General features: G+C 70.7%; 10 protein-coding genes and 1 tRNA gene. 1 reads left to right on the top strand and 10 read right to left on the bottom strand.

Annotated features, from left to right (window positions below; translation table 11 throughout):
- Positions 1 to 15 precede the first annotated feature (15 nt).
- Entirely contained in the window at positions 16 to 576 is a 561-nt protein-coding gene (gene lspA, locus IO30_RS0130775) for a signal peptidase II (RefSeq protein ID WP_031148393.1), read from the bottom strand.
- A 231-nt stretch (positions 577 to 807) separates the two neighbouring features.
- On the bottom strand, positions 808 to 1545 hold the full coding sequence (locus tag IO30_RS0130780; protein ID WP_031148395.1) for a TraR/DksA family transcriptional regulator: 738 nt from the start codon (positions 1543 to 1545) through the stop codon (positions 808 to 810).
- Positions 1546 to 2109: 564 nt separating this feature from the next.
- Between IO30_RS0130780 and ileS the strand changes: the two genes are divergently transcribed.
- The gene (gene ileS, locus IO30_RS0130785) at positions 2110 to 5256 is read left to right on the top strand and encodes an isoleucine--tRNA ligase (RefSeq protein ID WP_031148397.1); all 3147 of its coding nucleotides are present in this window, start codon (positions 2110 to 2112) and stop codon (positions 5254 to 5256) included.
- A gap of 66 nt (positions 5257 to 5322) precedes the next feature.
- Here ileS and IO30_RS0130790 read toward each other — a convergent pair.
- The 8 genes from IO30_RS0130790 to IO30_RS0130825 all read right to left on the bottom strand — a co-directional run bounded on the left by IO30_RS0130790 (position 5323) and on the right by IO30_RS0130825 (position 11767).
- Positions 5323 to 5396, bottom strand: a tRNA-OTHER gene (locus IO30_RS0130790).
- A gap of 174 nt (positions 5397 to 5570) precedes the next feature.
- Positions 5571 to 6779, bottom strand: coding sequence for a DivIVA domain-containing protein (locus IO30_RS0130795; RefSeq protein WP_031148399.1), 1209 nt, complete (start codon positions 6777 to 6779; stop codon positions 5571 to 5573).
- 82 nt (positions 6780 to 6861) lie between these two features.
- The gene (locus tag IO30_RS0130800; RefSeq protein ID WP_030155988.1) at positions 6862 to 7158 is read right to left on the bottom strand and encodes a YggT family protein; all 297 of its coding nucleotides are present in this window, start codon (positions 7156 to 7158) and stop codon (positions 6862 to 6864) included.
- Positions 7159 to 7218: 60 nt separating this feature from the next.
- A complete protein-coding gene (locus tag IO30_RS0130805) occupies positions 7219 to 7836 on the bottom strand; it encodes a cell division protein SepF (protein ID WP_031148402.1) in 618 nt (205 codons plus the stop codon).
- Positions 7837 to 7985: 149 nt separating this feature from the next.
- Positions 7986 to 8705, bottom strand: coding sequence for a YggS family pyridoxal phosphate-dependent enzyme (locus IO30_RS0130810; RefSeq protein ID WP_031148404.1), 720 nt, complete (start codon positions 8703 to 8705; stop codon positions 7986 to 7988).
- 3 nt (positions 8706 to 8708) lie between these two features.
- On the bottom strand, positions 8709 to 9440 hold the full coding sequence (gene pgeF / locus IO30_RS0130815; RefSeq protein WP_031148406.1) for a peptidoglycan editing factor PgeF: 732 nt from the start codon (positions 9438 to 9440) through the stop codon (positions 8709 to 8711).
- Entirely contained in the window at positions 9437 to 10642 is a 1206-nt protein-coding gene (gene ftsZ / locus IO30_RS0130820; RefSeq protein WP_031148407.1) for a cell division protein FtsZ, read from the bottom strand. Before ftsZ ends, pgeF begins: the two co-directional genes overlap by 4 nt.
- Positions 10643 to 10921: 279 nt before the next feature.
- Positions 10922 to 11767: a cell division protein FtsQ/DivIB gene (locus IO30_RS0130825; protein WP_031148409.1), complete on the bottom strand. Its 846-nt coding sequence runs from the start codon at positions 11765 to 11767 to the stop codon at positions 10922 to 10924.
- Between the last annotated feature and the right edge of the window lie 11 nt (positions 11768 to 11778).

Below are 11778 nucleotides of genomic sequence, written 5' to 3' on the forward strand. Positions count from 1 at the left end.
ACAGCGGCCCCGCGCTCAGTCCTTGTGGACGGTCCCGTCCGGGTCCAGACCCTTGAACGAGAGCAGCACGATCAGGATGCCGCCGCACACGATCGCGGAGTCGGCAAGGTTGAAGACGGCGAAGTGGGACGGCGCGATGAAGTCGACGACCGCGCCCCGGAACACGCCCGGCGAGCGGAAGATCCGGTCGGTCAGGTTGCCCAGCGCGCCGCCGAGCAGCAGGCCCAGCGCGATCGCCCAGGGCAGGCTGTAGAGCTTGCGGGCGAGCCGGACGATCACGACGATCACCGAGGCGGCGATGCAGGTGAAGATGATCGTGAAGGCCTCGCCGAAACCGAACGCGGCGCCCGGGTTGCGGACCGCCTCGAACCTCAGCAGGTCCCCGATGATCTCGATCGGCGGCTGGTGCTCCAGCTTCGCCACGACCAGCATCTTGCTGCCCAGGTCGAGCACGTACGCCAGCAGCGCCACGACGAGCAGCGCCACGATCCGCCGGTGCCCCTTGGGCTCGGCGGGCTCCGGCTGGGCGTCGTCCCCGACCTCCGGCGTACCGATGATGCGTTCCGCCTCTGCCACGTGAGTCCCTCGAACTAGCTCGAACCAGGTTGCCGACGACACAGACCTGCCAGGTTCCTGGACCCTGACGGACACGAGGGTACGTCAGGGCGCCCGTACACCGCCCGTCAGGAGCCGCACTGGGGTCCGGACCGTGCGCACGGCCGCCCGGCGGCCACCGACGGTGACCGCCGCAGCACCGCGGGTCCAGCGGCTACCGCGGCTCCAGTCGCTCTCGCGGCTCCCGCGGCTCTAGTGGCGCCGCTCCTGCTTCTGCTTGCAGTCCACGCACAGGGTGGCCCGCGGGAAGGCCTGCATCCTGGCCTTGCCGATGGGCTGGCCGCAGTTCTCGCACAGCCCGTACGTGCCCGCCTCCAGCCGTTCCAGGGCCCGCTCGGTCTGCTCCAGCATCGAGGTGGCGTTCGCGGCCAGGGCCAGCTCGGACTCCCGGGTGATGTTCTTGGTGCCCGTGTCGGCCTGGTCGTCGCCCGCGCCGTCCCCGGAGTCCCGCATCAGGCCCGAGATGGCCGCCTCCGAGGCGTCCAGTTCGTTGCGCAGCCGCAGGATCTCCGACTCCAGCTCCGTACGGGCCTGCGCGACCTCCGCCGGGGTCCAGGGGTCCTCCCCGGGCCGTACGGCGAGCTCGCCCGGCGCCGTGGCGGCCGTCGCGCGCGTCTTGGGCAGCCCGCTGGTGGCGGCCGTGGCCGCCTTCCTCGCCGTACCGGTGCTCTTCTTGGCAACCACTTTCCGGACTCCCGTCTTCTCCGCGGCCTCGGCCGCCCCCTCGGCTCCGGCCGCCTTGGCCGTGGCCTTCCGCTTGTCGACGGTGGTCGCCCTGCCGGCCACGGTCTTCTTCTCCACGGCCTTCTTCGCGACGGCCTTCTTCACGGTCCTCTTCGCCGCGGCCTTCTTCGCCACGGGTTCCCCGGCCGGCACTTCCCCGGAGGCAGCCGTCCTGGCAGTACTCCCGGCGGTCTTCTTCGCCACCATGGCCGCGGCCCCTTCACATACTGTGATCATTGCTCGCGAATCGTGCCGGAACGATAAGTCGGCACCGGCCCCGCGGCAACGGGGCACGCATCCATCGAGGTCAACCTGCATCCGTTGTGCCCATCCGGAGGCCCGGTAACCCGCCCCACCGGCCCCGCCCGGAGCCGTACCGGTGCGTCGGGCTGTTCGGGTCACTCCGGCGCCCGTCCCGCACCCCCGCCACGCCGGTGGAGCGGCCCCGCCACGGGCCCCCGTAAACCGGTCTGCCGGGGCGCCCCCCGGCCCGTACACTGGGCCCAGCGAGAGGCATGGATGGGGACGAGTAGCGTCGGACGCAGCCAGGAGCGACCCGGGGACGGTGAGAGCCCGGGGGCGAGCGCGATGTGAAGGATCACCCCGGAGCCGCCGGAAGAACGCCCCCAGGGCCAGTAGAACCGGCTTCGCACCCCAATGAGGGGGCCACCGGACCCGTCCGGAGGCCAAGGAGGGTGGTACCGCGGGAGCCGTCAGCGCTCTCGTCCCTCCGGTCGGAGAAGAAACCCGCCGGAGGAAGAGTCCAGCCTCATGACCACACCGCCGCAGTACCGCCCGGTACCCGCCCAGGTCGACCTGCCCGCCCTCGAACACGCCGTTCTCGACTTCTGGCGCGAGAGCAAGACCTTCGACAAGACCCTGCAGCAGTCCGAGGGCCGCCCCGAGTGGGTCTTCTACGAGGGCCCGCCGACCGCGAACGGCATGCCCGGCGCGCACCACATCGAGGCCCGCGTCTTCAAGGACGTCTTCCCCCGCTTCCGCACCATGCGCGGCTACCACGTGGCCCGCAAGGCCGGCTGGGACTGCCACGGCCTGCCCGTGGAGCTCGCCGTGGAGAAGGAGCTGGGCTTCAACGGCAAGCAGGACATCGAGGCGTACGGCATCGCCGAGTTCAACGCCAAGTGCCGCGAGTCCGTGACCCGCCACACCGACGCGTTCACCGAGCTCACCACCCGCATGGGCTACTGGGTGGACCTGGACGACGCGTACCGGACCATGGACCCCGAGTACGTCGAGTCCGTGTGGTGGTCCCTGAAGGAGATCTTCAACAAGGGGCTGCTCACCCAGGACCACCGGGTCGCCCCCTGGTGCCCGCGCTGCGGCACCGGTCTCTCCGACCACGAGCTGGCCCAGGGCTACGAGACGGTCGTCGACCCCTCGGTCTTCGTCCGCTTCCCGCTGACCTCCGGCCCGCTGGCCGGGCAGGCGGCCCTCCTCGTCTGGACGACGACCCCCTGGACCCTGGTGTCCAACACCGCGGTCGCCGCGCACCCCGAGGTGACGTACGTCGTCGCCACCAATGGCGAAGAGAAGCTGGTCGTCGCCCAGCCGCTGCTGGAGAAGGCCCTCGGCGAGGGCTGGGAGGCCACCGGCGAGTCCTTCACCGGCAAGGAGATGGAGCGCTGGACCTACCAGCGTCCCTTCGACCTCGTCGAGTTCCCCGAGCCCGCCCACTACGTCGTGAACGCCGAGTACGTCACGACCGAGGACGGCACCGGTCTGGTCCACCAGTCCCCCGCCTTCGGCGCCGACGACCTCGCCGTCTGCCGCGCGTACGGTCTGCCGGTCGTGAACCCGGTCCGCCCCGACGGAACCTTCGAGGAGGACGTCCCGCTCGTGGGCGGCGTCTTCTTCAAGAAGGCCGACGAGAAGCTGACCGCCGATCTCGACGCGCGCGGCCTGCTCTTCAAGCACATCGCCTACGAGCACAGCTACCCGCACTGCTGGCGCTGCCACACGGCCCTGCTCTACTACGCGCAGCCGTCCTGGTACATCCGCACCACCGCCGTCAAGGACGCGATGCTGCGGGAGAACGAGAAGACCAACTGGTTCCCGGACTCCGTCAAGCAGGGCCGCTTCGGCGACTGGCTGAACAACAACATCGACTGGGCGCTGTCCCGCAACCGCTACTGGGGCACCCCGCTGCCCATCTGGCGCTGCGAGGAGAACCACCTCACCTGCGTCGGCTCCCGCGCGGAGCTGACCGAGCTGTCCGGCACCGACCAGTCGCAGCTGGACCCGCACCGCCCGTACATCGACGAGGTCACCTTCACCTGCACCCACGAGGGCTGCTCGCTGGAGGCCGTACGCGTGCCGGAGGTCATCGACGCCTGGTACGACTCGGGTTCGATGCCGTTCGCGCAGTGGGGCTACCCGTACAAGAACAAGGAGATCTTCGAGAAGCGCTACCCGGCGCAGTTCATCTCGGAGGCCATCGACCAGACCCGCGGCTGGTTCTACACGCTGATGGCGGTCGGCACCCTCGTCTTCGACAAGTCCTCCTACGAGAACGTGGTCTGCCTCGGCCACATCCTCGCCGAGGACGGCCGCAAGATGTCCAAGCACCTGGGCAACATCCTCCAGCCGATCCCGCTGATGGACCAGCACGGCGCCGACGCCGTGCGCTGGTTCATGGCGGCCGGCGGCTCCCCGTGGGCGGCGCGGCGCGTCGGCCACGGCACGATCCAGGAGGTCGTGCGCAAGACGCTGCTGACGTACTGGAACACGGTCGCCTTCCAGGCGCTGTACGCCCGCACCTCGAACTGGGCGCCCTCCGCGTCCGACCCGGCACCGGCCGACCGCCCCGTCCTCGACAAGTGGCTGCTGTCCGAACTCCACGCCCTCGTCGGCGAGGTGACGGAGGCGATGGAGGCCTACGACACCCAGCGAGCCGGCAAGCTGCTGTCCGCGTTCGTCGACGACCTCTCGAACTGGTACGTCCGCCGTTCGCGCCGCCGCTTCTGGCAGGGTGACGCGGCAGCGCTGCGCACGCTGCACGACGTCGTGGAGACGGTCACCCGGCTGATGGCCCCGCTGACCCCCTTCATCACGGAGCGGGTCTGGCAGGACATGATCGTCCCGGTGACCCCGGACGCCCCGGAGTCGGTGCACCTGTCGGCCTGGCCGCAGGCGGACGCCTCCGCGGTGGACCCGGTGCTCTCCCAGCAGATGCAGCTGGTCCGGCGCCTGGTGGAGCTGGGCCGGGCCACGCGCGCCGAGTCGGGCGTGAAGACCCGCCAGCCGCTCTCCCGGGCCCTGGTCGGCGCGGTGGGCTTCGACGCGCTGTCCGCGGAGCTCCAGTCGCAGATCACGGAGGAGCTGAACGTCTCCTCCCTGGCCTCCCTGTCGGAGGTCGGCGGGTCCCTGGTGGACACCACCGCGAAGGCCAACTTCCGTGCGCTGGGCAAGCGCTTCGGCAAGGGCGTGCAGGACGTGGCGAAGGCGGTGGCCGCGGCCGACGCGGCGGCGCTGTCCCTGGCACTGCGCTCGGGCACGGCCACGGTCGAGGTGAACGGCGAGCCGGTGGACCTCACCCCCGAGGAGGTCATCATCACGGAGACCCCGCGCGAGGGCTGGTCGGTGGCCTCCGACTCCGGCGCGACGGTCGCCCTGGACCTGGAGATCACCCCGGAGCTGCGGCTGGCGGGCCTGGCCCGTGACGCGATCCGCATGATCCAGGAGGCCCGGAAGAACTCCGGCCTGGACGTCGCGGACCGGATCGCCCTGCGGTGGACCTCCGAGGCGCCCGAGGTGGTGACGGCCCTGACGGACCACGCCGCCCTGATCGCGGACGAGGTGCTGGCCACGGACTTCGCCGCCGGTGACGCGGACGCCGCGTACGGCGACCCGTTCACGGACGAGGCCCTGTCCCTGACGTTCCGCCTCCGCAAGGCGTAACGGCTCCGACGCAGCGGCGCCCTCCCCGTCGGGGAGGGCGCCGTTCTGCATCTGCGGGACGGAGGTGGGGCCGGGCCGGATTCGAACCGGCGTCCTCCCTCCTGCGGAGAATGGCGCGACGACCTCTGCGCTACCGGCCCCCCGTCTCCGGGCACCTTATGCCCCGCTCCCGGCGCCACCGCACGCGGGCCCCCCGGGAGCCCCCCCCGGCAGGGCCGCCGCGTCCGGGTACGGGAACGGGCCGGGCCCGGTGCCCCCGAAGGGGAACCGGGCCCGGCCCGTGAGACTGCTGCCGACAGCTGCGGCGGCGACGCCTAGTTGTCGTCCTCGTCGATCAGGAAGCCGCGCATCGGCGACGGCGCCTGCATCGGCTGCGGTGCGTTCGGCCGGACCGGAGCCATCGGCTGGGTCATGGCCGGGGACATCTGCTGCTGGCCGCCGTAGGACGGGGCTCCGCCCATCGGGGAGGGACCGCCCATGGGGGACGGGCCGCCCATCGACGGACCGCCCATGGAGTGGCCCATCGCACCGGCCGGAGCCATCGAGGGCGACGGCGACGGCGGCAGCGAGGGGGCACCCGGGTTGCGCGGCGGGGCCAGGGAGTCGTCGGCCTGGGTCTCCAGCTGGCGCAGCTGCGACTCCAGGTAGGACTTCAGGCGCGTGCGGTACTCACGCTCGAAGCCCCGCAGGTCCTCGACCTTGCGCTCCAGCGTGGCGCGGGCGGACTCCAGGGAGCCCATCGCGACGCGGTGCTTCTCCTGCGCGTCCCGCTCCAGGGCGTCGGCCTTGGCACGGGCGTCCCGCTCCAGGCCCTCGGCGCGCGAACGGGCCTCGCCGACGATCTTGTTGGCCTCGGAACGGGCCTCCGCGATCGCCTGGTCGGCGGTCTGCTGGGCCAGCGACAGGACGCGGGCGGCGCTGTCGCCACCGGGGCCCTGCTGGGGCAGCTGCGGCTGCTGCTGGTGCATCTGCTGGCCCATGGGCTGCATCTGCTGGCCCATCTGCTGCATCTGCTGGCCCATGGGCTGCATCTGCTGGCCGAGCGGGTTCTGGCCGCCCATCGACTGCTGCTGCATCTGCTGCTGCTGGCCCATGCCCTGGGGGCCGCCCATGGGGTGCTGCTGCATGGGGCCGCCCATGGGGCCGCCCATCGGGCCGGGGCCCTGCTGGCCCTGGCCGCCGGGGCCCGGCGGGAGCTGCGGCGCGCCACCCGGCAGCTGGGGCGGGCCCATCTGCGGGTTCTGCTGCTGCGGCGGGCCGGATATGGCCGCGGGCACGGGGGCGCCGGGGCCGCGCTGGTCCTGGGGTTCCGGCTTGCGCATGCCCTGCTGCTGCTGGTTCTGCGCGGCGGCACGCGTGGCGGCGGCCAGCTTCGCGCGCAGGTCCTCGTTCTCGCGCAGCAGGCGCGTCAGCTCGGACTCGACCTCGTCGAGGAAGGCATCGACCTCGTCCTCGTCATAGCCTTCTCGGAGGCGGACGGTCGTGAACTGCTTGTTCCGCACGTCCTCGGGGGTCAGCGGCATGTCTTCTTCACCTCTACGTAGTCGTCGGCAGTCGGCAAGACCGTATCGGGACTGTCCCCGCGCCTGCGGGGAAGCACATCGTTCACACGCTTCTCGCAGCGGTGCTCACGAAACTGATGAGGATGTAAACGATGATCATCAGAACGAAGAAGGACAGGTCGAGTGCCACGCCCCCGAGACGCAACGGCGGGATGAACCGCCGGAGAAGCTTGAGCGGTGGATCGGTGACAGTGTAGGTGGCCTCCAGAACGACCACCATCGCCTTGCCGGGCGTCCATGAACGTGCGAACTGGAACACGTAGTCCATGACCAGTCGGAAGATCAGCACGATGAGGAAGCACATCAGCGCGATGTAGACGACCTGTAGTGCGACACCCATCCCGCGCTTCCCTCTCCCCGTTTCTCGCTCTGTTCCCGGTCCCGTATCTGAAGGATCGGTCTAGCTTTGGTTGAAGAACCCGCCCTCCGCGATGCGGGCCTTGTCCTCCGCCGTGACATCGACGTTAGCAGGCGACAGCAGGAACACCTTCTGTGTCACGCGTTCAATGCTGCCGTGCAGACCGAAGACAAGACCGGCGGCGAAGTCCACGAGACGCTTGGCATCCGTGTCGTCCATCTCCGTGAGATTCATGATCACCGGAGTGCCCTCACGGAAGTGTTCCCCGATGGTACGGGCCTCGTTGTAGGTCCGGGGGTGCAGCGTCGTGATGCGGTACGGCTCCCGCTCGGAGACGACCTTGGGCATGATCACGGGGGCGTTCTTCTCCAGGTTGGTGCGGTCAGGTGTGATGGATGCCACGGGGGCGATTCGCGCAGGACGTCCGTTTTCCACCGGAATTGGGATGGGCTCCCTCTGCGCCGGGGGCTGGACGGCTCGTACCGGTTCGTCCGTTACGGGCGTTTGGTGAACCGGCTGTTGGCGGCGGTCCCGGTCCCGGGCTCGCTCGGGTTCCGGCTCGGGCTCGAACTCGTCGTCGGGGTCGTACCCGGGGCTGTCGTACCGGTCGTCCTCCACGAGGCCGAGGTAGACCGCCATCTTGCGCATCGCGCCGGCCATTCTCTGAGTCCTCCGCTCTGTGGTGGATCGCCCTGTCGCAGGTGCCGCCGTGTCACGAATGTCACCAACTGCCCGCGATCCACGTGGTCTGCCCGCCCATCAGCGGGAATGACCATATTTTCTGCTGTGGTCCGACTTTCTTCGCGACGTTACCCGAGCCGGGGTCTCGCGCCGAGTACCGCAGTGCCGACGCGTACATGTGTCGCACCGGCCGCAACGGCCTGTTCCAGGTCTGCGCTCATCCCGGCCGACACCATCGTGGCAGCCGGATGGTCCGCGCGCAGGCGGGATGACAATTCCACCAGCCGCTCGAACGCCGCTCGTTCGCGGCCCGCGTACGTCCCGGCCAGCGGAGCGACGGTCATCAGCCCGTCGATCCGCAGTCCCGGCGCCTCCGCGAGGAGCTCCGCCAGCCCGGCGAGCTGCTCGGGCGCAGCGCCGCCGCGGGCTCCGCGCTCCCCCGACTCGGCGTCGAGCGCGATCTGTACGAGGCAGCCGAGTTCCCGGCCGCTCTGCACGGCGGCCGCCGAGAGGGCGGTCACGAGCTTGGGCCGGTCGACCGACTGCACCTCGTGCGCGTATCCCGCCACGGAACGGACTTTGTTCGTCTGCAACTGACCGACGAAGTGCCAGTTCAGAGGCAGATCCGCGCAGGCCGCGGCCTTGGGGGCGGCGTCCTGGTCACGATTTTCCGCAACATGACGGACACCCAGGTCCGCCAGCAGTCGTACGTCGCTCGCGGGGTAGGTCTTGGTGACCACGATGAGCGTCACCTCTTCCCGCTTGCGTCCCGCGGCGGCGCAGGCGGACGAGATACGTTCCTCCACCCGCGCGAGATTCTCCGCGAGCTCCGACTTACGATCCGTCATTCCTCAGTCCAACCAGACATATCCGGCAAGCCGCCCGGTCACCCGGTCACGGCGGTACGAGAAGTGGTCCCGCGACTCCAGTGTGCAGACCCCGGATCCGCGGACGTCCACCACCCCCGCCTCTGCGAGCTGCGCGTGCACTCCCGCGACCACGTCCACGGCCGGTGTCCCCCAGCTGGTCTCGGCCCGGGCGGCCGGTACCGCCTCGGCCACCGCCTCCCGCATCCCGGCGGGCACTTCGTAACAGCGTCCGCAGACCGCGGGTCCGGTCCGGGCGACGATCCGCCCCGGCTCGGCCCCCAGCGCGACCATGGCCGCCACCGCCTCGGGCACCACCCCGGCGACCAGCCCCGGCCGTCCGGCGTGCGCGGCCCCCGCGACCCCCGCGACGGGGTCCGCGAGCAGGACCGGGGTGCAGTCGGCGGTGAGCACTGCGAGGGCGAGCCCCCGCCGGCCGGTCACCACCGCGTCCACGCAGGGGATGTCGCTCTGCGCGCCCCAGGGTCCGTCGACCAAGGCGACGTCCCGGCCGTGGACCTGGTTCATCCAGACCACCCGGTCCGGCTCCAGTCCCAGGGACCGGGCGGCGAGCGCCCGGTTCGCGAGAACGGCGGCCGGGTCGTCTCCGACCGCGCCGCCGAGGTTGAGCTCTTCGTACGGAACGGCGCTCACTCCGCCCCACCGGTCGGTGAAGGCGAAGTGGGCGCCGCCCACGTGGTGCTGCTCCGGTGTCACTTCAAGAAGTCCGGGACATCCAGTTCCTCGGCCGGGCTGTCCTGGTACGGCCGGGCCGTCGGGACCTGCGGCGCGGGAGCCTGGGCCTCGGCCGGGGCCGCCTCGACGGGTGCCGGGGGCTCCTCGCGCGGGGTGACCGAGCCGAGCCCGCCGAAGGCCGGACGGACCGGCTCGGGGGCGCGGGCCGGAGCCGGGGCCGGCTCCTCGCGCTTGGTGGACGCGGCACCGATGACGTTGTCCCGGCGGGCCGGGGGCTGTCCGCCGTCGAACCCGGCGGCGATGACGGTGACCCGCACCTCGTCGCCGAGCGCGTCGTCGATGACGGCGCCGAAGATGATGTTCGCCTCGGGGTGCGCGGCCTCGCTGACCAGCTGCGCGGCCTCGTTGATCTCGAAGAGACCGAGGTCCGAGCCACCGGAGATGGAGAGCAGCACGCCACGGGCGCCGTCGATGGACGCCTCCAGCAGCGGCGAGGAGATCGCCATCTCGGCCGCGGCCACCGCGCGGTCGTCGCCGCGGGCCGAGCCGATGCCCATCAGGGCCGAGCCGGCCTCGGACATCACGGACTTGACGTCGGCGAAGTCGAGGTTGATCAGACCCGGGGTGGTGATGAGGTCGGTGATGCCCTGGACGCCCGAGAGCAGGACCTGGTCGGCCGACTTGAAGGCGTCGAGGACGCTGACCTGGCGGTCCGAGATGGACAGCAGCCGGTCGTTGGGGATGACGATGAGGGTGTCGACCTCTTCGCGGAGCTCGGCGATGCCGTCCTCCGCCTGGTTCGCGCGGCGCCGGCCCTCGAAGGTGAACGGCCGGGTGACCACACCGATCGTCAGGGCGCCCAGCGAGCGCGCGATGTTGGCGACGACGGGTGCGCCGCCGGTGCCGGTGCCGCCGCCCTCGCCGGCGGTCACGAAGACCATGTCGGCCCCCTTGAGGACCTCCTCGATCTCCTCGCGGTGGTCCTCTGCCGCCTTGCGACCGACCGCCGGGTTGGCGCCGGCGCCGAGGCCGCGGGTGAGTTCCCGGCCGACGTCGAGCTTGACGTCGGCGTCGCTCATCAACAGCGCCTGGGCGTCCGTGTTGATGGCGATGAACTCGACGCCCTTGAGACCGACCTCGATCATTCGGTTGATGGCATTGACACCACCGCCGCCGACACCGATGACCTTGATGACTGCGAGGTAGTTCTGCGGTGCTGCCACGTCGAAGGCCTCTCGCCTCGAGTTACGTGTCGCCGCCTCGCGGGCCTGCGTTGCGACGACTGATGCCGAAATAGGGACGGTCCGAACGCGCCGACCCGAACCCTCACCCTGAAGTTTAGGGTTAGGGGTGTGTCTGTTCCTTGGACTCTTCCGAACAGGACACTAAGTCGACAAGTAGCGCGGGTTCAACGAACACGCCGAACCTCCCGTTTTTCTTTTCACCCTATGTGATCACCCGTATCGCTGGCCAACCAGGGTGCGTCGCTGTTCGACTCGACGTCAACTCCCGGACACCGCAGGGGCGGTGGGGACGCTCACGTCGAAGTGACCGGCCTTGGGCACGGCCTTCAGGAGCGCGGTCAGCGCGCGGCCCTTCGCCTCACCCTGTTCGCCGCTCCCCCACATCACGGTCCGGCCTCCGGTGAGCTCCAGGACCACTGAATCGTACGAACCCACCTTGACCTGCACGGTCTCCTTGGAGATGGGCCCCGGGAGGCCGCCGGCGACCTGGACGGCCTCGTGCAGCAGCCGCTCCTCGTCGAAGCGGCGGGCGCTCGGGGACCGTCCCGCGTTCAATTCGAGGACCGGAACGCCCGCGGGTGCTTTCGCGACCGTGTCGAATCGCACACCCGAAGCGTCCACTTCCACGAACTTGGCGTCCTTTTTGATGAGCAGGACGGGTTTGCGTTCCGTCACTTTCAGACCGATTCCGTGCGGCCAGGCCCGCACCACATCGACCGAATCGATGCGGGGCAGCCGGCCGCGGACCCGGCTCTCGATCTCGTCCGTGTCGACGCTCACGAGGGGTGCGCCGACCGGGACGGCCGCGGCGGTCAGGACCTGCTCGGGGGTGAGCACCTCGGTGCCGGTGGCCGTGACCTTCTCCACGCGGAGCCAGGAGGAGCCGTAGAGGGTCCAGGTGCCCCCCGCCGCGAGGACCACCACGGCGGCGAGAGCGGCCAGCACGGGGCCCCGGCGGAGGCGTCCGCCGGGGCCCTGCGGTCCGGATCTCCCGGGATTCCCGGGCACCTTGGGAGGCTTGGAGGAGCCGGAGCCCCTCCAGGGCGACCGGCCGGGCCGATCGGAGGACGGGGTCCCGCGCTGTGCGGTCTTCGCTCCGGCCACTCCTGTGCCTC

Origin of the sequence: Streptomyces xanthophaeus (genome assembly GCF_000725805.1) — a bacterium.
GTDB lineage: Bacteria > Actinomycetota > Actinomycetes > Streptomycetales > Streptomycetaceae > Streptomyces > Streptomyces xanthophaeus.

Excerpts from the sequence above, each read along its gene's own strand:
- IO30_RS0130780 (WP_031148395.1), bottom strand. The coding sequence starts at position 1,545 with ATGGTGGCGAAGAAGACCGCCGGGAGTACTGCCAGGACGGCTGCCTCC.
- ileS (WP_031148397.1), top strand. The coding sequence starts at position 2,110 with ATGACCACACCGCCGCAGTACCGCCCGGTACCCGCCCAGGTCGACCTG.
- IO30_RS0130795 (WP_031148399.1), bottom strand. The coding sequence starts at position 6,779 with ATGCCGCTGACCCCCGAGGACGTGCGGAACAAGCAGTTCACGACCGTC.
- IO30_RS0130800 (WP_030155988.1), bottom strand. The coding sequence starts at position 7,158 with ATGGGTGTCGCACTACAGGTCGTCTACATCGCGCTGATGTGCTTCCTC.
- IO30_RS0130805 (WP_031148402.1), bottom strand. The coding sequence starts at position 7,836 with ATGGCCGGCGCGATGCGCAAGATGGCGGTCTACCTCGGCCTCGTGGAG.
- IO30_RS0130810 (WP_031148404.1), bottom strand. The coding sequence starts at position 8,705 with ATGACGGATCGTAAGTCGGAGCTCGCGGAGAATCTCGCGCGGGTGGAG.